This window comes from Stutzerimonas stutzeri, from assembly GCF_019090095.1.
GTDB classification, from domain to species: domain Bacteria; phylum Pseudomonadota; class Gammaproteobacteria; order Pseudomonadales; family Pseudomonadaceae; genus Stutzerimonas; species Stutzerimonas stutzeri_AN.
Genome location: NZ_JAGQFP010000001.1, coordinates 585,479 through 607,602, shown reverse-complemented (window position 1 = coordinate 607,602; position 22,124 = coordinate 585,479). Strand labels below are relative to the sequence as shown.

Genomic DNA, 22,124 nt, shown 5'->3' with positions numbered 1-22,124 from the left:
GGCCTCTGCGCGTTTCGGCACGATCGTTTCCGACACCTTTCGGGCGCGGCTCAGCTGGCGCGCATCCGCGGATGCACGAAGAACCACAGGGCCTGCGGCGTGGCGATCGCCATCACAGCTAATCCCAGCGACGTTACCGCCACCGGCAGGCCGTAGTGGTCGGCCACCCAGCCGACCCCGAGCAGCGGCACGATGCTGCCAACGTAGCCGCACACCAGGTACGTCGAGATCAACCCGGACCGCTCGGCCGGGCTGGCGATGCGGTTGACCATGCTGATGCCGGCCAACAGGCACAGGCCATGACCGGTGGCCGCGGCGCAGACGCCGATGATGAAGACCAGGGTCGAACCGAGGCTGAAATTGAGCACCAGCATGGCGTTGCTGAGCACCACCGCCAGCAGGCCGAGCAGGCCGCCCCAGCGCAGCGGCAGCCGCGCGCAGGCGAGCTGCACCATGGCCGAGGTGAGCAGAATCACGCCGATCGAGGTCCCGCTGACCACCGGCCCGTGCCACGGCAGCATCTTCTTCAGGAACAACGGCGCCATGGACGCGTAGAGCCCGAACACGCCGAAAGCGAAGAACGGGCAGGCGCAGGTCAGCAGGAAGGCCTGCGAATCGCTGCGTCGCGCCCAGGCCAGGCGCGGGGTGAAGGTGCGCCAGCCGAGCGCGGCACCCGGACCTGCGGCGGTTTTTCCCAGATCCAGCCGCAGCAGTGCGTAGACGGCCAGCACACCGAGCCCCAGTGACGGCAGATAAGCGGTTAGCAGAGGGTCGGCGACCCACTGGCCGATAATCCCTCCGGTCAGGGGCCCGAGCCCGAAGCCGAAGGCGAGCAGAAAACTGGTGAGCGTAGAGATGCGTTGCGACGCGCCGTCGCGGGAAATCTGCACTAGCCCCACGGAGGCGCTGGTCACGATCAGGCTCGAGGCGAGCCCGACGGCGATACGTCCGACGTTCAGGCTGGGCAGGTTCCACGCCAACATGGTCAGCAAGGTGCCAGCCCAGCCGAGCAGCAGGCCCGCCAGCATCACGCGGTGGAACCCCAGCGTGTCGGACAGCCGGCCCATGAACAGCAGCCCTGCCAGCGCGCCCAGCATGTACAGCACGTAGATCAGCGATACATCGCTGGTGCGCAGCTGCCAGGCCTGTTGATAGAGCGGGTAGAGCGGGGAAATCAGCGCGGTGCCCATGACGCCGACACACATGGCGAAACAGACCCAGGGAAACGCTGGCCATCGTTGCTTCATTGCTCATCCTGCGGCAAATGATCGGGACCTGCCGATACCGCTCGCCCGCGCCTCGTCACGGCACCACAGCGCTGCGCGGTGCTGCGCTCAGGCATCGCCTCGACCGCGGTTCGGTGCGGCAGCGATCGCCTGCAAAAACGAAAGAGCGTCAGCGCCCGCTGGGCCTGCTGACGCTGAAAAGAGGCGGAGCTTGAAGGTACACGGCACGACAGGCCGGCGATTATCGCAGGATTGGGTCGTCGCCGCGCTCCTCGAGCCAATCGTCACGGCTGGGCGCCGCTTCCTCGCCGACCATGCGGTGGATGATGCTGAAATAGTCCTGCTTGAACCGGTCCTGCATGATGTCGCTGCGCGAACGGACCCGCACGGCATAGATGCTCTGGACGTTCTGATGGTCGAAGCCGCGCCAGTACTGGTCGTCCTTGAGCAGGCTGTAATGGTGTTCCTCCAGCGCGCCAATGATCTTTTCGCTGTCCAGACTCCCGGCTCGCTGAACGGCTGCAGCCCACTCCCGAACGATGCTGTAGGCCGAGGCGGTGGTGCTGTCCGGGTAGCGTTGATGCTCAGCGATGTAGGCGTCGACGAAAGCCTGGCCATCAGCGCTCTTGACCAGCGCGGGCACCTGCCAGGTCCAGGCGGTGGTGCCGATGACATACTCCATGACCTGCGGGCCGGCTTGTTCGACGATGCTGCTGGTCAGGTTGGGCACGATGATCTGCATTCTCCGGTCGAGCCGCATATCGTGCACGAGACGCATCATCTGCACCAGGTCCTGTCCGAGCAGCACGACAACCAGCACGTCGGCGTTGCTGGCGGCCGCCTTGTTCAAGGCGGCGAGGTATTCCTCGTGCCGCGCGCCCCTGACGCTGACGCGGCTGAAGCCGTGGCGCGCACGGTCGCGGCTGCGGGTGGCTTCGCGCAGCGCCTGCTCCATGCTTTGGCCCCAGCTGTCATCGAGGCAGATGTAGTGATAACGGCGGTTGGGCAGGTGCCAGCTGAGGTACTCGCCCAGCACGCGTGCGCTCATCCAGGCGCTGTTGGTTTCGCGGAATAGGTAGCGTTGCCCGTCGCGGCCGGTGATGGAGTTGGCGTAGGCCAGCGTCGGGAAGAACAGCAGACCGAGCTCGCGCGCCCGTTGTCCGGCGGCGATGGCTTCCTCGCTGGTGGCGCCGCCGAACGCCATGGACACGCCTTGCTCGACGAATCGATCGATATTGGCGCGAGCCTTTTCATCGCGCGCCGCCGTGTTGTGACTGACCAACTCCAGCGGCCTGCCGAGCACGCCGCCGTCACGGTTGATGGCCTCGAGGGCGAGCAGGGCGCCGCGCCGTAACTCCAGGCCTTCGCTCTTGTAATTGCCGGTGCTGGGGTAGTTCAGGCCGATGCGAATCGCGGAGGCCGCGTGACTGTCTGCCGTCAATACCAATAGCAGGGTGAGGAAAACGGGACGAAGCATGGCTCATGTCCTTGTGAGCGAGGGGGAGTGTTTTTTTACGGGCAGTCGTCGCCGCGAGAAATTGTCTTTTCGGGCCCCCGGGCTGCGACTTCGGTGTCGGGTTGCGCTCGGCAAAGGACCTCTAACGCTGGATTGGCGCGCCCTGCATGGGGGTATTGCTACCAAGGGAGTAGGAAAATCGGTACTGCGTGCAATTGTTGGCAAAGGGCCTGCAACGAAGAATCGGCAGCAGACCGGGAAAACTTCCCGGCGACGATAACAATGAACCCGTAGAGGTAGCCGCAATGAAGCACACCGGTCTTCGCAAGCCCTTCGCCCTGACCGCGCTATGCGCCGCCATGGCGATGTCCAGCGTGTCGGCTTGGGCAGTCACTGATCAGGACATTCTCAATGACGCCAAGTCCACCGATCAGATCGTGACCAACGGCCTGGGCCTGCAAGGGCAGCGCTACAGCCAACTGGACAAACTGAACACCGAGAACGTCAGCCAACTGCGTCCGGTCTGGGGTTTCTCCCTCGGCGGTGAGAAGCAGCGTGGCCAGGAAGCACAGCCGCTGGTCAAAGACGGCGTGATGTACCTGACCGGTTCCTATTCCCGTGTCTTCGCCGTGGACGCCCGTACCGGCAAGGAACTCTGGCAGTACGATGCGCGCCTGCCCGACGGCATTATGCCGTGCTGTGACGTGATCAACCGTGGCGTGGCGCTGTATGACGACCTGGTGATCTTCGGCACCCTCGACGCCAAGCTGGTCGCGCTGAACAAGGACACCGGCAAGGTCGTCTGGAAGAAAACCGTTGCTGACTACAAGGCCGGCTACTCGATTTCCGCCGCGCCGCTGGTCGTTAAAGGCAAGGTCATCACCGGCCTGGCCGGGGGCGAATTCGGTGTCGTCGGCATGATCCAGGCATTCGATGCCAAGAACGGCGAGCTGCTCTGGACCCGTCCGACCGTCGAAGGCCACATGGGCTACGTGATGAAGGACGGCAAGAAGGTCGAGAACGGCATCTCCGGCGGCCAGCCCGGCAAGACCTGGCCGGGTGACCTGTGGAAGACCGGTGGTGCCGCGCCCTGGCTGGGCGGCTACTACGATCCGGATACCGACTCGCTGCTGTTCGGCACCGGTAACCCGTCGCCCTGGAACTCGCACCTGCGTCCCGGCGACAACCTGTTCTCGTCGTCCCGCCTGGCGCTGGACCCGAACGATGGCTCGATCAAGTGGCACTTCCAGTCCACCCCGCATGACGGTTGGGACTTCGACGGCGTGAACGAGCTGGTGTCCTTCGATTATCAGGACGGTGGCAAGACCATCAAGGCTGCGGGCACCGCCGACCGTAACGGCTTCTTCTACGTGCTCGACCGCACCAACGGCAAGTTCATCCGTGGCTTCCCGTTCGTTGACAAGATCACCTGGGCCAAGGGCCTGGACAAAGATGGCCGTCCGGTCTACGACGATGCCAACCGTCCTGGCGCGCCGGGTGATGCGGACAAGGGCAAGTCGGTCTTCGTCGCGCCGTCGTTCCTCGGTGGCAAGAACTGGATGCCGATGGCCTACAGCCAGGACACCGGGCTGTTCTACGTGCCGTCCAACGAGTGGGGCATGGACATCTGGAACGAAGGCGTTGCCTACAAGAAAGGCGCGGCCTACCTGGGTGCCGGCTTCACCATCCATCCGCTGAACGAGGAATACATCGGCGTGCTGCGCGCCATCGATCCGAAGACCGGCAAGGAAGTCTGGCGCTACAAGAACTACGCGCCGCTCTGGGGTGGTGTGCTGGCGACCAAGGGTAACCTGGTCTTCACCGGTAACCCGGAAGGCTACCTGATGGCCTTCGACGCCAAGACCGGCAAGAAACTCTACGAGTTCAACACCGGTTCCGGCGTGATCGGCTCGCCCATCACCTGGGAAATGGACGGCGAGCAGTACGTCTCCGTTCTGTCCGGTTGGGGCGGTGCGGTGCCGCTGTGGGGTGGCGAAGTGGCCAAGCGCATCAAGGACTTCAACCAGGGCGGTATGGTCTGGACCTTCAAGCTGCCGAAGGACCAGGTCGTCGCCAAGCGTTGATCACCAAGCGCCAAACGAAAGGCCGGCTTTTATAGCCGGCCTTTTTCTTGCGTCAGCAACCCGTCGAAGCCCAACTCCAGCAGCAGCGCCGCCAGCGCAAAGGGGATCTGTCCCGGCACGCAACGCAGCTTCGCGACCAGCGGCACTCGCTGCTTGCCCGCCTGGTTCAACCGGTGCTGCTGATCGCGAAGCAGCACCGCGACCCGTCGGCCGAGACGACCCTCGCGATCGAACCCGGCTGCGATGCCCAGCGGCGAGGGGAACTGCACACTCATCGCCATCACCGGCCGATGAATCGCACGGTGGGGCATGCGGCACGCCATCCCGACATAACCTGATGCCAGCTGTAATGCCAGCCCCTTGCGCAACGCGTGGAGATCAGTCATGCCAGCCATGGATGCGCTCGAAATGGGCCATGAATGCCGTCAGTCGATTCACGCCCTCGAGCGGCATGGCGTTGTACAGGCTGGCGCGTACGCCACCGATGGCGGCATGTCCCGCCAGATGATGAAGGCCATAACGTTCGGCTTCGGCGAGGTGCGTCGATCGAGGCTTAAGCTGGCGGTTTTTTCGCTTGTTATGAGGCGGGCTTTTTGCTTGCAGCGCCCGCTGCTCGCGGGCTGCGTCGTGCGCTGGCATCTACTACCAAATGAGTAACGCATCGGTCCCTTGGGTGCATTCCGGCTGACCTGCCAGGCTGCCTAATATCGTTCCATGCCCTGTCCACCCCCGGTCAGGCTCGATAAGCAGAACATTGGAGAGGCCGCTCATGATCTACGCCCAACCCGGTACGGAAGGCTCCGTCATTTCCTTCAAGCCACGCTATGGCAACTTCATCGGCGGTGAATTCGTCCCGCCGGTCAAGGGCGAGTACTTCGTCAACACCTCGCCGGTCAATGGTGAAGTCATCGCCGAATTCCCGCGTTCGGGCGCCGAAGATGTGGAGAAGGCGCTGGATGCCGCTCACGCCGCCGCTGATGCCTGGGGCAAGACTGCCGTCCAGGATCGCGCCCTGATCCTGCTGAAGATCGCCGACCGCATCGAAGCCAACCTGGAAAAGCTCGCCATTGCCGAGACCTGGGACAACGGCAAGGCCGTGCGTGAAACCCTGAACGCCGACGTGCCGCTGGCCGCCGACCACTTCCGTTACTTCGCCGGCTGCATCCGCGCCCAGGAAGGCAGCGCTGCCGAGATCAACGAGCACACCGCGGCCTATCACTTCCACGAGCCGCTGGGCGTGGTCGGGCAGATCATCCCGTGGAACTTCCCGCTGCTGATGGCTGCGTGGAAGCTGGCTCCGGCGCTGGCCGCCGGCAACTGCGTGGTGCTCAAGCCCGCCGAGCAGACCCCGCTGTCGATCATGGTCCTGGCTGAAATCATCGCTGACCTGCTGCCGGCCGGCGTGCTGAACATCGTCCAGGGCTTCGGCAAGGAAGCGGGGCAGGCACTCGCCACCAACACCCGTATCGCCAAGATTGCCTTCACCGGCTCGACTCCGGTCGGCTCGCACATCATGCGTTGCGCTGCCGAGAACATCATCCCGAGCACCGTGGAACTGGGCGGCAAGAGCCCGAACATCTTCTTCGAAGACATCATGAACGCCGAGCCGGCCTTCATCGAAAAAGCCGCCGAAGGTCTGGTGCTAGCGTTCTTCAACCAGGGCGAAGTCTGCACCTGCCCGTCGCGCGCACTGATTCAGGAATCGATCTTCGAGCCCTTCATGGAAGTGGTGATGAAGAAGATCAAGGCGATCAAGCGTGGCAACCCGCTGGATACCGACACCATGGTCGGCGCCCAGGCGTCCGAGCAACAGTTCGACAAGATCCTTTCCTACATGGAGATCGCCCAGCAGGAGGGTGCGCAGATCCTCACCGGCGGCGCCGCCGAGAAGCTCGAGGGCAGCCTGGCGACCGGTTACTACGTGCAGCCGACCCTGATCAAGGGCCACAACAAGATGCGCGTGTTCCAGGAAGAGATCTTCGGGCCGGTGGTCGGTGTTGCGACGTTCAAGGACGAGGCTGAAGCTCTGGCGATTGCCAACGACACCGAGTTCGGCCTGGGCGCTGGCGTCTGGACCCGCGACATCAACCGCGCCTATCGCATGGGCCGTGGCATCAAGGCCGGGCGCGTCTGGACCAACTGCTACCACCTGTACCCGGCGCATGCCGCGTTCGGTGGCTACAAGAAGTCCGGCGTCGGCCGTGAAACCCACAAGATGATGCTCGACCACTATCAGCAGACCAAGAACCTGCTGATCAGCTACGACATCAACCCGCTGGGCTTCTTCTAAGTTGGCATCGTCACTCGTTGGACCCGGCGCGTTCGCTCCAGCGCGCCGGCAGGATTTGCTCGCACCCCTGAGTGCGGGACCATCGACTGGCTGAATGCCGTCGTGGTTCGTCAACGCAGCGCGGCCGTCAGGCCGCGTTTTTTTTTGTTCGCGCCGAACCAGCCATCGCGCCCGCCGAACTCCGCTGTGCTAATGCCCCTCAGATTCGGAAATGCCCCGTCATGAGGAAAAGCTTATGCCCCAGCTGTTCGAACCCTTCTCGCTCAAGCACCTGAGCTTGCGCAATCGCACCGTGCTGGCACCGATGACGCGCGTCAGCGCCGAACCGGACGGGACGGCCAATGAGCTGATGCGCGATTACTACCAGGCGTTCGCCGAAGGTGGTTTCGCGCTGCTGATCACCGAAGGAACCTACACCGATACGGCCTACAGCCAGGGCTATTTCAATCAGCCGGGGCTGGCGACCGAAGTCCAGCGTGACAGCTGGAAACCGATCGTCGAAGCCGTGCACGAGGCCGGTGCCTCATTCGTCGCGCAGCTCATGCACGGCGGCGCCCAGACCCAGGGCAACATTCACCACGCCCGCCACGTGGCACCTTCAGCGGTACAACCGGGTGGCGAACAGTTGAGCTTCTATGGCGGCGAAGGCCCGTACGCGACGCCCGCCGAGATGACCGAGGAGGATATCGAGCAAGCCATTGCAGGGTTCGTCCAGGCCGCCCGGCACGCACGGGATGCCGGCTTCGACGGTGTCGAGCTTCACGGCGCCAATGGCTATCTGCTGCACGAATTCATGAGCGCCGAGTTCAACCAGCGCACCGATCGCTGGGGCGGCGATTTCAAGGCTCGGCTGGCGTTGCCGCTGGCGGTGATCAGGGCGGTGCGCGAGGCAGTCGGTGGGCAGTTTCTCGTCGGGATGCGGCTGTCCCAAGGGATGGTCACGGCGAGCCGGCTGAAATGGGATGGCGGGGTAGAGGCAGCCAGGATCCGCTTCGCGACCCTTGCCGAAGCCGGACTGGACTACCTGCACATCACCGAATACGACGTCGGCGCGCCCGCGTTCGGTGAAGGCCCGACGTTGTCGGCCATTGCCAAGGCCACGGTGTCGATTCCGGTCATTGGTAACGGTGGCGTGAGCACCCGCGAGCAGGCGCAGACGCTGCTGGACGACCAGGAGCTGGATCTCGTTGCGGTTGGCAAGGCCGCGCTGGCCAATCACGACTGGCCGCTGCGCGCCCAGCAAGGCGACCAGATGTCGGCATTCAGTTACGACATGTTTTCCCCCATGGCCACGCTCACCAACGAGCTGGCCTGGCGAGGCACGAACGATCGCCCGGCCACGCGGCAACGATAGGCGTGACTGCTGACGATGAACGGGCACTACCAACGCAGGGCGCGGTCTCCTTCCAAAGTACCATTCTGCTTTTGGCGGAAAGGGGTGCTTAATGAGTCGTCGGGATAACCCGCCAACCATAACAAGAGGAATCGAACCATGTGGACCAAACCTGCTTTCACCGACCTGCGCATCGGTTTCGAAGTCACCATGTACTTCGCCAATCGCTGATTGTTCAGCCCCGGCCCCGGTCGGGGCTCCGTTTTTTGGGAGCTGCCCATGTTCATCCAGATCCTCGGTTCGGCTGCTGGCGGCGGCTTTCCACAATGGAACTGCAACTGTGCCAACTGCGCCGGGCTGCGGGCCGGCACACTACGTGCCCAGGCGCGCACCCAGTCGTCGATCGCCATCAGCGACAACGGCGAGGACTGGATTCTGTGCAACGCCTCGCCGGATATCCGCGCGCAGCTCGAATCGTTTCCCAAGCTGCAACCGGCGCGGGCACCGCGTGACACCGCGATCGGCGCCATCATTCTGCTGGACAGCCAGATCGATCACACCACCGGGCTGCTGACCCTGCGAGAAGGCTGCCCGCATGAAGTCTGGTGTACCGAGATGGTCCATCAGGACCTCACCACCGGTTTCCCGCTGTTCAACATGCTCGAACACTGGAACGGCGGCCTGCGTTGGCACCCGATTGCACTGGAAGGCAGCTTCCGCATCCCGACCTGTCCGAACCTCGAGATCACGCCGATCCCGCTGCGCAGCTCGGCACCGCCGTATTCGCCGCACCGTAACGACCCGCATCCTGGGGACAACATCGGCCTGCTGATCGAGGACCGCAACACCGGCGGCAAGCTGTTCTACGCGCCCGGCCTCGGCAAGGTCAGCCCGGAATTGCTGGAGTTGATGCGCGGCGCCGATTGCCTGTTGGTCGACGGCACGCTCTGGCGCGACGACGAAATGTTGGTGCGTGAGGTCGGCACCAAGCTGGGCTCAGAGATGGGTCATCTGCAACAGAGCGGGCCTGGCGGCATGATCGAGGTGCTCGATGGCATGCCGGCCAGCCGCAAGATCCTCATCCACATCAACAACACCAATCCGATCCTCGATGAGGATTCGGTCGAGCGCGCCGAGCTCGACCGACATGGGATCGAGGTGTCGTTCGATGGCATGAGCATCGAGCTCTAACAGACGCCTCGCCGAGCCTACCGGTATCGCCGTCACACGCAGCCAGACCGCCTCGACAGCCGCCCGCTATCACCGTAAGGAAACTCTATGACTCAGCCAGCCATGACCCCCGCCGAGTTCGAAGCGGCGCTTCGCGCCAAGGGCGACTATTACCATATCCACCACCCGTTCCATCGAGCGATGTACGAAGGCCGCTCGACCCGAGCGCAGATCCAGGGCTGGGTCGCGAACCGCTTCTACTATCAGGTCTGCATCCCGGTGAAGGACGCGGCGATCATGGCCAACTGCCCGGATCGCGAGACGCGGCGCGAGTGGGTACAGCGCATCATCGACCACGACGGCAGGCCCGGCGAGGAGGGCGGCATCGAGGCCTGGCTGCGTCTGGCAGAGTCGGTGGGGCTCGACCGCGAGCAGGTTCTGTCGCAGGAGTTGGTGCTGCCGGGCGTGCGCTTTGCCGTGGATGCCTACGTCAATTTCGCGCGCCGTGCGGTCTGGCAGGAAGCGGCCAGCAGCTCGCTCACCGAACTGTTCGCACCGACCATCCATCAGTCCCGCCTGGACGCCTGGCCGCAGCACTACCCGTGGATCGATGCGTCCGGCTATGACTATTTCCGCAAGCGCCTGAAGGAAGCCCGCCGCGATGTCGAGCATGGGCTGCGCATTACCCTCGAGCATTACACGACCCGGGAAAGCCAGGAGCGCATGCTGAACATTCTTCAGTTCAAACTGGACGTGTTGTGGAGCATGCTCGATGCCATGAGCATGGCCTACGAACTGGACCGCCCGCCGTACCATACGGTTACGAACGAGCGCGTCTGGCACACGGGCATCACCTTCTGACGGTAGCTCACGAACCACCACTGGCAGGCCATCGTCTGCCCGAGGCGAGACAGAGAACATGAGCGATATCCAACTGACGCAAATCCCAGCCTTTCGCCGCGGCTTTCGTTACCAATGGGAGCCGGCGCAAAACTGCCATGTCCTGCTTTACCCCGAGGGCATGATCAAGCTCAACGAGAGCGCGTCGGCGGTCCTTGGCGAAGTGGATGGCACGCGCACGGTCGGCAACATCGTCGCCGATCTGCAGAGCCGGTTTCCCGATGCCGAAGGAATCGAGGAAGACATCACTGCGTTCCTGGAGGTAGCCGTTGAACGGTTCTGGATCGAGCTTCGCTAAACCGGGTTTCGAAGCTGGCCCGCCGCTGTGGCTGCTGGCCGAGCTCACCTACCGCTGCCCGCTGCAGTGTCCGTATTGCTCCAACCCGCTGGACTTCGCCCGCAGCCATGATGAACTGACCACCGCGCAATGGATCGAGGTGTTCCGTCAGGCTCGTGAGCTGGGCGCGGCGCAGCTGGGGTTTTCCGGTGGCGAGCCCCTGGTTCGCCAGGACCTGGCCGAGCTGATCAAGGCCGCGCGTGAGCTGGGCTATTACACCAATCTCATCACTTCGGGCATCGGCCTGACCGAAGAAAAGATCGCCTCGTTCGCCGAGGCCGGGCTTGATCATATCCAGATCAGTTTCCAGGCCGCGGACGAGGAGGTGAACAACCTGCTCGCCGGTTCGCAGAAGGCCTTCGCGCAGAAGCTCGCCATGGCGCGAGCGGTGAAGGCGCACGGCTATCCGATGGTGCTCAACTTCGTGACCCACCGGCACAACATCGACAACATCGACCGCATCATCCAGCTCTGCCTGGAACTCGAGGCCGACTTCGTCGAGCTTGCCACCTGCCAGTTCTACGGCTGGGCTGAGCTCAATCGCGCCGGATTGCTGCCGAGCAAGGCGCAATTGGTGCGTGCCGAGCGGATCACCAATGAGTGGCGCGACAAGCTCGCTGCCGAGAATCATCCGTGCAAACTGATCTTCGTCACGCCCGACTACTACGAAGAGCGCCCCAAGGGCTGCATGAACGGCTGGGGCAACCTGTTCCTCGATATCACGCCGGACGGCACGGCGCTGCCTTGCCACAGTGCGCGCCAGCTACCGATCAGCTTTCCAAACGTACGCGAGCAGAGCATCGAGCAGATCTGGAAGCACTCGATGGGCTTCAACAAGTTTCGCGGTTTCGACTGGATGCCCGAGCCGTGCCAGTCATGTGACGAGAAGGAGAAAGACTTCGGCGGCTGCCGTTGCCAGGCCTTCATGCTGACGGGCGATGCGGGCAATGCGGACCCGGTGTGCAGCAAGTCGGCTCACCACGGCAAGATCCTCGCGGCACGTACCGAGGCCGAGCAGTCTCCGCGCGGACTGGACGAACTGACCTTCCGCAACGAGAGGGCGTCGAAACTGATCCTCAAGGTGTAAGGTTGCTCGACCCGAGCTTATTGCTGTCGAGCGCGATCACGATGACCAAGACCGTTACACCGTTCGGCTTCTGGCCCAGCGATTGGAGTGCCGAAAATGCAGCCTCGGCAAGCCGTGACTTCGCGGAGATCCGTACAGGCCACGACGGGCTGTTCTGGATCGAATACGACCCGACGGACGCACGCTGCACGCTGTGGCACTGGCGTGACGGCCAGGCCACGTGTGCGACGCCTGCCGGTCGCTCGCTGCGCAGCCGGGTGTACGAGTACGGCGGCGGTGCCTTCTGCGTAACGGCGCAAGGTGTCGCCTTCGTCGATGAAGCGGACCAGCAGATCTACCTGCAAACTTTCGAGGACGGCCGGTTCGCCGAACCTGTCGCGCTGACCGATCGACCTGACTGCCGCTACGGCGACTTGCAATTCGATCCGCTCAAATCGACCCTGACGGCGGTAGAAGAAAGCCACGCGGCAGCGCCTGTCGTGCACCGGCTGGTCAGCTTTTCGACGGTCGATGGCACGCGCAGGGTGCTCGGCGAAGGCGCCGACTTCTATTCGAGCGCAGTCATCGATGCCCAATCCCGGCGGATGGCGTGGATTCAGTGGCAACGACCCGAGCAGCCATGGACGTCGACCAGCCTGTGGATGGCTGAACGAGGCGACGATGGTGCGTGGCTGCCGCCACGCTGCCTGGCCGGCGCGGAGGGTGGCGAATCCCTGCAACAACCGCGGTTTGCCGCCGACGGCACGCTCTATTGCCTGAGTGACAGGGCCGGCTGGTGGCAACCCTGGCGCGAGGAGGGCGGCCAGCTGGTCCCGGCATTTGCTGCGGCAGACGGCCTGCCGCAATCTCCCTACGACCATGCACCGGCGCCTTGGCAGCTCGGAACTGTCAGCTACCTGCCTTTGGGCGACAGCGACCTGCTGCTGACCCGCATGATCGACGGCTATGGCCTGCTGTTCGAGTGCCGTGGCGACGGCCAGGCGCGGCAGTTGGCCCTCGAGTACGACCGTTGCCGGCAACTTGCCGCTGACGATCATCATTTTTACTGCGTCGCCGGCGCAGCCAATCGAGTGCCCGCTGTGCTGGCTATCGCGCGGCGTACGGGGCGAGTCCAGATCATCGCCGGTGGCGCTGAGCCGCTGCCGGCCGAGCAGCTGTCGAGGCCGCAGCCGTTCAGCTTCGCCACGGCCAATGACGAAACAGCTCACGCCTTCTTCTACCCCCCGAGCAACGCTAATTGCCGAAGCCTGATGGGGGAGAAGCCGCCGCTGGTTGTCTTCCTGCATGGCGGGCCGACGTCTGCCTGCTACCCGGTGTTCGACCCACGAATTCAGTACTGGACCCAGCGCGGCTTCGCCGTTGCCGACCTGAACTATCGGGGCAGCAGCGGCTTTGGCCGGGCCTATCGTCAGCGCTTGAAGCACCAGTGGGGTGTGGTCGACGTCGAGGATGCCGCGGCCTTGGTTCGGGCGCTGAACGCGAGCGGTCAGATCGATCCGGCCCGCACCTTCATTCGCGGATCCAGTGCCGGTGGCTTTACCGCCCTTTGCGCATTGATGTCAGATGCCGGGTTCAGGGGCGGCGCCAGCCTCTATGGCGTCAGCGATCCGCTTGCCCTGCGCCGAGTCACCCACAAATTCGAGGCGGATTACCTGGACTGGTTGATCGGTGATCCCGTCCAGCAGCCTGACCGCTTCCGCCAGCGCGCGCCGCTGAGCAATGCCGAGTGGATCAAGGTGCCGGTGATCTTCTTCCAGGGTGGCAAGGATGCGGTGGTATTGCCCGCGCAGACCGAATCCATGGTCGCGGCCCTGGAACGGCAAGGCGTCGCGGTGGAGTACCGTCTCTACCCGCAGGAGCGCCACGGCTTCCGACAAGCGGCCAACCTCGCCGATGCGCTTGAGCGCGAGTATCGTTTTTATCAACGCCTGCTCGGCTAGCGTTCGTCCTGGCCGGCACTGCGCAACCACCGGTTTCGCCTGCGAACCTGTAGACTTGCCCGGCCGCCCCAGGCTGCACCTTTTTGCCAATTGCTTTGATTGCATAAAGCAGTAGGCTTGGCACCGGTAACAAATAATTACGAAGGCCGTTGTATGAGCCCAAACCTTAGCCTGCAGCGTAAGTTCGTCTCGCCAGAGATCATATTCGGCGCAGGATGCCGCCACAGCGTCGGCAACTATGCGAAGAATTTCGGTGCACGCAAAGTGCTGCTGGTGTCGGACCCGGGCGTGCTAGCCGCCGGCTGGGTCGGTGATGTTCAGGCCAGCCTGAGCGATTTGGATATCGACTATCACCTGTTCACCCAGGTATCGGCCAACCCTCGCGCTGAAGAGGTGATGCTGGGCGCCGAGGTCTATCGCAGCGAAGGGTGCAACGTCATCGTGGCGGTCGGCGGCGGCAGCCCGATGGATTGCGCCAAGGGTATCGGCATCGCGGTGGCTCACGGGCGCAGCATCATCGAGTTCGAAGGCGTCGACACCTTGCGGGTGCCGAGCCCACCGTTGATCTTGATCCCGACCACCGCCGGTACCTCGGCGGACGTCTCGCAGTTCGTGATCATTTCCAACCAGGAAGAGCGCATGAAGTTCTCCATCGTCAGCAAGGGCGCCGTGCCCGACGTGTCGCTGATCGATCCGGAAACGACGCTCAGCATGGATCCGTTTCTTTCGGCCTGTACCGGTATCGATGCGTTGGTGCATGCGATCGAGGCGTTCGTCTCGACCGGCCACGGGCCTTTGACCGACCCCCATGCGCTCGAGGCGATGCGGCTGATCAACGGGCATCTTGTACAGATGATCGCCAATCCTGCCGACATCCAGCTACGCGAGAAAATCATGCTCGGCAGCATGCAGGCCGGTCTGGCGTTCTCCAACGCCATTCTCGGTGCGGTGCACGCGATGTCGCACAGCCTCGGTGGCTACCTGGATTTGCCCCATGGCTTGTGCAATGCCGTGCTGGTCGAGCACGTGGTGGCCTTCAACTACGATGCGGCGCCGGATCGTTTCAAGGTCGTTGCCGAAACCCTCGGGATCGACTGCCGCGGCCTGAATCATCGGCAGATCCGCGAGCGGCTCGTCCAGCATCTCGCTGCGATCAAGCAGGCCATCGGCTTCCACGAAACCCTGGGGCTGCATGGGGTCGATCTCTCGGATATCCCGTTCCTGTCGCAGCACGCGATGCAGGATCCCTGCATCCTGACCAACCCGCGCTCATCGACCCAGCGGGACGTCGAAGTCGTCTATGCCGAAGCGCTCTGAACAGGACGAAGCGCTGGCCGGGCTGCTCGGCCTGGGCAGCCATTCGGCGCGCAAGAGCTACTACCCCGAGCTAGTCGCTCGCCTCGAAGAGCTCGAGGCCGAACGCAACCGCTACAAGTGGCTGTTCGAGCATGCGGTGCATGGAATTTTCCAGGCCAGCCTGCAAGAGGGCATCCGGGCCGCCAACCCCGCCCTGGCGCGCATGCTCGGCTATGAGAGTCCGGAGGAAGCGCTCTGGACGCTGACCGATCTGTCCCATCATCTGTTCATCGGTGGCGACGAGGAGCTCAAGCAGATCCGCCACATCCTGACCACTCAGCGTGGACTGTTCGGCTATGAGACCCGGCTACGGCGAAAGGACGGCAGCACCCTGGACGTGATGATGAACCTGCTGCTCAAGCCTGACGAAGAGGGCCTGGTCGAGGGGTTCGTCGCCGACATCACCGAGCGCAAACTGGCGCAACTGCGCCTGTTGCAGCTCAACGAGCAACTGGAACAACGGGTCGCCGATCGCACCTTGGAGTTGCGCAAGGCGCGCGATGCGGCCGAAGCGGCCAACCACAGCAAGGACAAGTACCTGGCGGCCGCCAGCCATGATCTGCTGCAACCGCTCAATGCGGCGCGTCTGCTGATCTCGACGCTGCGCGAGCGGGGGCTGCCGACCGCCGAGCAGACACTCGTCGAGCGCGCCCATCAGGCGCTCGAAGGCGCCGAAGACCTGCTGACCGATCTGCTGGACATTTCCAAGCTGGACCAACAGGCGATCAAACCGGATATCGATGTCTATCGGCTCGATGAAGTGCTGTTGCCCCTGGTCTCCGAATTCCAATCGGTGGCCGAGGCGAAGGGGCTCGGCTTCGATTGCTACCTACCGGCGTACGCGTTGCGCAGCGATTTTCGTCTGCTGACCCGCATCTTGCGCAATTTTCTCAGCAACGCATGCCGATACACCGATCAGGGGCGCGTGCTGCTGGGCGCGCGCCGACGCGGCGACAGCCTGCGGATCGAAGTGTGGGACACGGGCCAGGGGATTGCCGCCGACCAGATGCAGGCGATCTTCCTCGAATTCAACCAGCTGGGCGTACAACGGGCGGCCGAGCGGGCGGGCGTCGGACTTGGCCTGGCCATTGTCGATCGCATCGCCTCGATGCTCGGCTACCACGTCCAGGTACGTTCACAGCTTGGGCGAGGCTCGGTTTTCAGCATCGACGTGCCGCTCGCCGATAAGCCGACACAGCGTCCGGCCGAGGCGCCGGTCGCCATGCCCGGGCCGGGCGATCCGCTACCCGGGCGGCGATTGCTGGTCATCGACAATGAAGTGAGCATTCTGCACAGCATGGCGGCGTTGCTCGGGCAGTGGGGTTGCGATGTACTGACCGCCGTCGATCAGGACGCGGCCATGGCCGCACTGGACGGTTCGCCGCCGGAGGTGATCCTGGCCGATTACCACCTTGACCACGGCGTGACAGGCTGGGAAGTGGCGACGGCGATACGGGCGTACTTCGGGCAACCGATACCCGTCGTCATGATTACTGCCGATCGCAGCGACCAGTGTCGCAAGGAACTGCAGGGGCTCGACGTACCGGTGCTGAACAAGCCAGTCAAAGCCGGAAAAATGCGCTCGGTGCTGAGTCATCTGCTCGGTAGCAAGCCGTTGCACGCCAACGGCAATAGCGGATCTGAAACGGCTATTCGATCGCAACCGGCGAAATAAGCGCTCCGCGCCGAAACGCGGCGGACATTGTGCTGGGGCGATGGTCGGCCCCGCGCTCTCGTCAATCCGTCCGAGGGTGTACCTGCAAATGGCGCGGCAGACCCATAGAGATCACGGCAGCGAGCAGAAGGAAGGCACTGGATATCCAGAGGCAGGCTTCCAGGCCATAGCCTTGGTAGACCCATCCGGACAACAACGTACCGAGCAGCCGGCCCAGGGCGTTAGACATGTAGTAGAAGCCGACATCCAGTGATACGCCGTCGGCCTTGGCATAGGAAACGATGAGATAGCTATGCAGCGAGGAGTTCACGGCAAACAGCGCGCCGAATACCAGCAGACCACCTAGCAACACGCCCTGTGGCGCCAGCTCGGTACCCAGTCCCAACGCGATGGCACCCGGCAAGCCGGCCAGCAGTAGTGCCCAGCCACAGGCCGCGCGACCGTCCGGGACCTGGCCACGCGTTTTGCCCGTTATCGCCGGCGCCAGCGACTGGACCAGTCCGTAGCCGATTACCCAAAGCGCGAGAAACCCACCGACTTGCCAGAAGTCCCAACCGAACACGGCGGACAGGTAGACCGGCAGCGCCACCACGAACCAGACGTCTCGCGCACCGAACAGGAACAACCGAGCAGCAGACAGCACGTTGATCGCGCGGCTTTTGGACAGCAGTTCGCGGAATTTAGGTTTCGCCTTGGCCTTGCCCAGGTCCTTTTTCAGCAAACACAGGCTGGCGATCCAGATCACTGTCAGCACTGCCGCCATGGCGAGCAACGCGCCGCGAAAGCCGATGCCGGCGAGCAAGGCTCCGCCGAGGAAGAAACCAACGCCCTTGAGGGCATTCTTCGATCCGGTGAGCAGCGCAACCCAACGGTACAAGGTGCTTTGCTGAGCATCCGGCACCAGGAGCTTGATCGAACTCTTGGCGCTCATTTTGTTCAGGTCCTTGGCGATGCCGGACAGTGCCTGCGCGCCCATCACCCAGGGAATCGTCAACCAGGCGCCCGGTACCGTCAGCATCAGCAATGCCACGACCTGCATGGCCAAGCCGATATTCATGGTGCGGTTGAGCCCCAGCCGCGCGCCCAGATAGCCGCCGACCAGGTTGGTGACTACGCCGAATATTTCGTAGAACAGAAACAGCGCCGCGATCTGCAACGGCGTGTAGCCCAGCGCATGAAAGTGCAGCACGACCAGCATGCGCAGGGCGCCGTCAGTCAGGGTAAACGCCCAGTAGTTGCCGGTGACCAGAAGGTACTGGCGCACCTCGGGCGCCAGACGGGAGAGGGCATGCATGACCGATCCTCAGCTGTGAGATGAGGCCGGGGTCAGCCGGCCAGGCCGACTTTGCGCGCCAGTTCCACCGTCCGGTTGGCGTATCCCCACTCGTTGTCATACCAGGCGTAGAGCTTTACCTGGGTGCCATTGACGACCATGGTCGATAACGCATCGATGATCGAAGAGCGCGGATCGGTGCGGTAGTCGATCGACACCAGTGGGCGCTCCTCATAGCCGAGGATGCCCTTGAGCGGTCCCTCGCTCGCTGCCGCCAGCAGTAGCTGGTTGACTTCGTCGACCGAGGTGGTGCGTTCCACCTCGAAAACACAGTCGGTCAGCGAGGCGTTGGCCAGCGGCACGCGCACGGCATGGCCGTTGAGCTTGCCCCTTAGTTCGGGAAAGATCTCGGCGATCGCGGTCGCCGAACCGGTGGTGGTGGGAATCAGGCTCATGCCCGAGGCGCGGGCGCGCCGCAGGTCTTTGTGGGGCTGATCGAGGATGCTTTGGGTGTTGGTCAGGTCATGGATGGTGGTGATCGAGCCGTGGCGTATCCCCAGATGCTCATGGATCACCTTGACGACCGGCGCCAGGCAGTTGGTGGTGCAGGACGCGGCCGTGACGATGGGGTGCTGTGCCGGGTCGAACAGCTGGTCGTTGACGCCCATGACGACGTTGAGCGCGCCGGGTTCCTTTACCGGAGCGCTGACCACGACGCGTTTGACGCCTTGGTCCAGATACGCCTGCAGGGTCGCCACCGTCTTCATCTTGCCGCTGGCTTCAATGACCAGATCGCAGTCCGACCAGTCCGTTTCGGCAATCGTCTTGTTGGCGGTGACCTGGATTCGCTTGCCCTCGATGATCAGTTGATCACCCTCGCTGCCTGCTTCGTGCGCCCAGCGGCCGTGGACCGAGTCGAAATTCAGCAGATGGGCATGGGTCGCCGCGTCGCCGGCCGGATCGTTGATGTGGACGAATTCCGCTTCAGGCCAGCCCCAGGCGGCGCGAAGCGCCAAACGTCCGATGCGGCCGAAGCCATTGATGCCAATCTTGATGGTCATTGCGGTCACTCCGAAGTGAAAGAATCAGCTGGTACGCGGGGCGAACATGATGATCGCCATGCCGAGCAGCGCAACTGCGCAGCCGAGCAGATCCCAGTGGCTCGGCCGGACGCCGTCGACGAGCCACAGCCAAAGCATCGCCACGCCGACATAGACGCCGCCGTAAGCGGCATAGACGCGGCCGGCGGCGGTCGGGTGCAGGGTCAACAGCCAGGCGAACAGGGCCAGGGACAACGCGGCTGGCACGAGCAACCAGACGCTCTTGCCCTGCTTGAGCCAGAGATAGGGCAGGTAGCAACCGAGGATTTCGGCCACGGCGGTGGCGGCGAACAGGGCAAAGGTCTTCAGCATTCGATCCTCGCTGGGTCATCTGCGGCTATAGCGAGCGCTGGTTGACGCGCCGGGACAGCGCCTCGGCCGTTTCCTTGCGTTCCGAATAACGATCGACCAGATAGTCCTGCCGGCCTCTCAGCAGCAGGGTGAACTTCATCAGCTCTTCCATCACATCGACCAGGCGGTCGTAGAAGGAGGACGGCTTCATGCGCCCGGCGTCATCGAACTCGAGAAAGGCCTTGGGCACCGAGGATTGATTGGGGATGGTGAACATGCGCATCCAACGGCCCAGTACACGAAGCTGGTTGACCACGTTGAACGACTGCGAGCCCCCACAGACCTGCATCACCGCCAGCGTCTTGCCTTGCGTCGGGCGCACGGCGCCGAGCGCCAGTGGTACCCAGTCGATCTGTGCCTTGAATACCGCACTCATCGAGCCGTGCCGCTCAGGAGAGCACCAGACCTGTCCTTCCGACCAGGTCATCAGCTCGCGCAGCTCCGCTACCTTAGGGTGCGAGTCCGGTGCATCGTCCGGCAATGGCAATCCCGACGGATCGAAGATGCGCGTCTCGGCGCCCAGCTCGCGCAGCAAACGGGAGGCTTCCTCGACCAGCAGACGGCTGAACGAGCGCTCGCGGTTCGAGCCATAGAGCAACAGTATCCGTGGCGGGTGGGGCAGGTCGTGGGCGGATTCCAGCCGTTCCAGGTCGGGTAGCGCAAACAGCTCGCTGTCGAGGTTCGGCAGCTCGGCCTGATGCGATTCAGGAGTGGTCATGGTGCTTCCTCGTTGCGTTCAGCTGCAGGCTGACGGTCGGTTACGCATGGTGTCCAAGCGCTGGCTGCTGTCCGCGAGCCAATGCTTGTTGGCGCCGAGAATGAGGTCGAGCATCTGATGAACCCAATCGGGCAGGTGCGGATGGAGACGGTAGTAGACCCATTGCCCTTGGCGTCGGTCTGCCAGCAGCCCACAGCTGCGCAGCTGTGCCAGATGCCGTGACACCTTCGGCTGGATTTCAGCCAAGGCACAGGTCAGTTCGCAGACACAAAGCTCACCTTCGCGGGCGACGAGCAGGGTGATCCGCGCACGGGTTTCGTCTGCCAGACATTTGAAGACGGTGACGGGCGTCAGGTGCTCGACCATGGGGTGGATCCGTTCAGACATGCGTTTGCCCGAATATATTGAAATCCATATATAGCGTAAAGCTCTGACTGCGCAGACGCGTGTTTGCGCAGCGGTACGATCGTTACCGCGCGGTGGGGCAATAGGTCACGCTTTACCCTCTGAAACATATAATTTAGCGTATGTTTTTACTATCGATTCAACGCAGAGGAACGGGGCCAGATGTCCAGCCAATGTGAATCCGACGGCAAAGCGGTCGCCGGTACGTCAATCGGTTTCTTCGAGCGCTACCTGACGCTCTGGGTGATGCTCTGCATCGTCGCCGGAACGCTGCTAGGGCTGTATGCGCCGGCGACCGCTCAGGCGGTGGGTGCGCTGGAACTCGCCCATGTGAACATCCCGGTCGGGTTGCTGATCTGGGTGATGATCGTCCCGATGTTGATGAAGATCGATTTCTCATCATTGCGCGAGGTGTATGCGCAGCGGGCGAGCATGAGCATCACCTTATTCGTCAACTGGGCGGTGAAGCCTTTCACGATGGCATTGCTCGGTTGGCTGTTCATCAAGCATCTGTTCGCCGCCTGGCTGCCCGCGGCGGAGCTAGACAGCTACATGGCCGGCCTGATTTTGCTGGGTGCGGCACCCTGCACGGCGATGGTCTTCGTCTGGAGCAACCTCTGTCACGGTAATGCGAACTTCACCCTGACCCAGGTGGCGTTGAACGACGTGGTGATGGTGTTCGCGTTCGCGCCGATCGTGGCCTTGCTGCTGGGCGTTACATCGATACCCGTGCCTTGGGATACGCTGCTGCTCTCTGTGCTGATGTACATCGTGATCCCGCTGGCCATCGCTCAGGTGATTCGTACACTGCTGCTTCGGCGCGGCGAGGCGGTCTTTCAAGCCGCACTGGCCAGCAGCGCACCCTTTTCCATCCTGGCGCTATTGGCCACGCTGGTGCTGCTGTTTTCGTTCCAGGGGGAGGCGATTGTCGAGCAGCCCCTGATCATCGCCATGCTCGCAGTGCCCATTTTCTTGCAAACCTTGCTCATCGCCGGTCTCGGTTATTGGCTGAACCGCCAATTGCGCGTTCGTCATGATGTGGCCGGCCCCTCGGCGATGATCGGGGCCTCGAACTTCTTCGAGTTGGCCGTGGCCGTGGCAATCGTGCTCTATGGTTTCGATTCGGGCGCCGCGTTGGCCACGGTGGTCGGTGTGCTGATCGAAGTGCCCGTCATGCTCTGGCTGGTTCGCATCGTGAACCGCAGCCGTCAATGGTACGACCGCGGATTGGCCCGCGCCTGAAGCGTTGGGAGCCGACTCCGCGCTAAGCCGAGGCGGCAACGTAACCGGCGGCTAGCTTGTATGCTGCCTTGAGCGCCCGCCGGGCCGGATTAAAGGTGTCGCATGCTGTCATCTGGCCACGTAGCGATGTATGGTCTGGGTAAGCCAGTAAGATTTTGTTAGAGTTCGCCGCTGATGAAGC

Annotated in this window: 21 protein-coding genes; 13 read left to right on the top strand and 8 right to left on the bottom strand. The window is 63.1% G+C overall.

Features of this window, described 5'->3' with window-relative positions; translation table 11 throughout:
• Positions 1–50: 50 nt before the first annotated feature.
• Both KVO92_RS02565 and KVO92_RS02560 read right to left on the bottom strand, forming a co-directional pair.
• On the bottom strand, positions 51–1,247 hold the full coding sequence (locus KVO92_RS02565; protein ID WP_217474117.1) for an MFS transporter: 1,197 nt from the start codon (positions 1,245–1,247) through the stop codon (positions 51–53).
• Positions 1,248–1,467: 220 nt separating this feature from the next.
• Complete coding sequence (locus KVO92_RS02560) at positions 1,468–2,703, bottom strand: ABC transporter substrate-binding protein (RefSeq protein WP_217474116.1); 1,236 nt, start codon at positions 2,701–2,703, stop codon at positions 1,468–1,470.
• A 284-nt stretch (positions 2,704–2,987) separates the two neighbouring features.
• Between KVO92_RS02560 and KVO92_RS02555 the strand changes: the two genes are divergently transcribed.
• On the top strand, positions 2,988–4,766 hold the full coding sequence (locus tag KVO92_RS02555; RefSeq protein WP_217474115.1) for a PQQ-dependent methanol/ethanol family dehydrogenase: 1,779 nt from the start codon (positions 2,988–2,990) through the stop codon (positions 4,764–4,766).
• Positions 4,767–4,795: 29 nt separating this feature from the next.
• Here the strand turns inward: KVO92_RS02555 and KVO92_RS02550 are convergent, their stop codons facing one another.
• Positions 4,796–5,161 (bottom strand): hypothetical protein, encoded by a 366-nt coding sequence (locus KVO92_RS02550; RefSeq protein WP_217474114.1) that lies wholly within the window; start codon positions 5,159–5,161, stop codon positions 4,796–4,798.
• On the opposite strand from KVO92_RS02550, the gene KVO92_RS22885 reads away from it, so the two are divergent.
• The 11 genes from KVO92_RS22885 (at position 5,151) to KVO92_RS02495 (ending at position 16,854) form a co-directional block, all read left to right on the top strand.
• Positions 5,151–5,423 (top strand): hypothetical protein, encoded by a 273-nt coding sequence (locus KVO92_RS22885; protein ID WP_217474113.1) that lies wholly within the window; start codon positions 5,151–5,153, stop codon positions 5,421–5,423. The genes KVO92_RS02550 and KVO92_RS22885 overlap by 11 nt on opposite strands.
• A 112-nt stretch (positions 5,424–5,535) precedes the next feature.
• The gene (gene exaC / locus KVO92_RS02540; RefSeq protein WP_217474112.1) at positions 5,536–7,056 is read left to right on the top strand and encodes an acetaldehyde dehydrogenase ExaC; all 1,521 of its coding nucleotides are present in this window, start codon (positions 5,536–5,538) and stop codon (positions 7,054–7,056) included.
• Positions 7,057–7,291: 235 nt separating this feature from the next.
• The gene (locus KVO92_RS02535) at positions 7,292–8,410 is read left to right on the top strand and encodes an NADH:flavin oxidoreductase (protein WP_217474111.1); all 1,119 of its coding nucleotides are present in this window, start codon (positions 7,292–7,294) and stop codon (positions 8,408–8,410) included.
• Positions 8,411–8,548: 138 nt separating this feature from the next.
• Positions 8,549–8,620 carry a pyrroloquinoline quinone precursor peptide PqqA gene (gene pqqA, locus KVO92_RS02530; protein WP_003253598.1) on the top strand — a complete coding sequence of 24 codons (72 nt, stop codon included), beginning with the start codon at positions 8,549–8,551 and terminating at the stop codon, positions 8,618–8,620.
• Positions 8,621–8,668: 48 nt separating this feature from the next.
• Positions 8,669–9,580 carry a pyrroloquinoline quinone biosynthesis protein PqqB gene (pqqB, locus tag KVO92_RS02525; protein WP_217474110.1) on the top strand — a complete coding sequence of 304 codons (912 nt, stop codon included), beginning with the start codon at positions 8,669–8,671 and terminating at the stop codon, positions 9,578–9,580.
• Between the two features lie 87 nt (positions 9,581–9,667).
• Positions 9,668–10,420 carry a pyrroloquinoline-quinone synthase PqqC gene (pqqC, locus tag KVO92_RS02520; protein ID WP_217474109.1) on the top strand — a complete coding sequence of 251 codons (753 nt, stop codon included), beginning with the start codon at positions 9,668–9,670 and terminating at the stop codon, positions 10,418–10,420.
• A gap of 58 nt (positions 10,421–10,478) precedes the next feature.
• Entirely contained in the window at positions 10,479–10,757 is a 279-nt protein-coding gene (gene pqqD / locus KVO92_RS02515; protein WP_217474108.1) for a pyrroloquinoline quinone biosynthesis peptide chaperone PqqD, read from the top strand.
• Positions 10,729–11,883: a pyrroloquinoline quinone biosynthesis protein PqqE gene (gene pqqE / locus KVO92_RS02510; protein ID WP_217474107.1), complete on the top strand. Its 1,155-nt coding sequence runs from the start codon at positions 10,729–10,731 to the stop codon at positions 11,881–11,883. Before pqqD ends, pqqE begins: the two co-directional genes overlap by 29 nt.
• 41 nt (positions 11,884–11,924) lie before the next feature.
• Positions 11,925–13,823 (top strand): alpha/beta hydrolase family protein, encoded by a 1,899-nt coding sequence (locus KVO92_RS02505; protein WP_217474106.1) that lies wholly within the window; start codon positions 11,925–11,927, stop codon positions 13,821–13,823.
• 153 nt (positions 13,824–13,976) lie between these two features.
• Complete coding sequence (gene ercA / locus KVO92_RS02500) at positions 13,977–15,140, top strand: alcohol dehydrogenase-like regulatory protein ErcA (RefSeq protein WP_217474105.1); 1,164 nt, start codon at positions 13,977–13,979, stop codon at positions 15,138–15,140.
• Positions 15,124–16,854 (top strand): PAS domain-containing hybrid sensor histidine kinase/response regulator, encoded by a 1,731-nt coding sequence (locus KVO92_RS02495; protein ID WP_217474104.1) that lies wholly within the window; start codon positions 15,124–15,126, stop codon positions 16,852–16,854. The genes ercA and KVO92_RS02495 overlap by 17 nt, the downstream gene beginning before the upstream one ends.
• 61 nt (positions 16,855–16,915) lie before the next feature.
• On the opposite strand, the gene arsJ is transcribed toward KVO92_RS02495, so the two are convergent.
• From arsJ to KVO92_RS02470, 5 genes are read right to left on the bottom strand one after another with little or no spacing between them, the layout of a single operon-like run.
• Complete coding sequence (gene arsJ / locus KVO92_RS02490) at positions 16,916–18,148, bottom strand: organoarsenical effux MFS transporter ArsJ (RefSeq protein WP_217474103.1); 1,233 nt, start codon at positions 18,146–18,148, stop codon at positions 16,916–16,918.
• A 32-nt stretch (positions 18,149–18,180) separates the two neighbouring features.
• Positions 18,181–19,188 (bottom strand): ArsJ-associated glyceraldehyde-3-phosphate dehydrogenase, encoded by a 1,008-nt coding sequence (locus KVO92_RS02485; protein ID WP_217474102.1) that lies wholly within the window; start codon positions 19,186–19,188, stop codon positions 18,181–18,183.
• A gap of 24 nt (positions 19,189–19,212) precedes the next feature.
• Entirely contained in the window at positions 19,213–19,539 is a 327-nt protein-coding gene (locus KVO92_RS02480) for a YnfA family protein (protein WP_217474101.1), read from the bottom strand.
• 25 nt (positions 19,540–19,564) lie between these two features.
• Positions 19,565–20,296 (bottom strand): arsenical resistance protein ArsH, encoded by a 732-nt coding sequence (gene arsH / locus KVO92_RS02475; protein ID WP_217474100.1) that lies wholly within the window; start codon positions 20,294–20,296, stop codon positions 19,565–19,567.
• Between the two features lie 18 nt (positions 20,297–20,314).
• Entirely contained in the window at positions 20,315–20,662 is a 348-nt protein-coding gene (locus tag KVO92_RS02470) for a metalloregulator ArsR/SmtB family transcription factor (protein WP_217475407.1), read from the bottom strand.
• A 201-nt stretch (positions 20,663–20,863) separates the two neighbouring features.
• On the opposite strand from KVO92_RS02470, the gene arsB reads away from it, so the two are divergent.
• Positions 20,864–21,943, top strand: a complete 1,080-nt coding sequence (gene arsB / locus KVO92_RS02465) for an ACR3 family arsenite efflux transporter (RefSeq protein ID WP_217474099.1) — start codon at positions 20,864–20,866, stop codon at positions 21,941–21,943.
• The last annotated feature ends 181 nt before the right edge of the window (positions 21,944–22,124 follow it).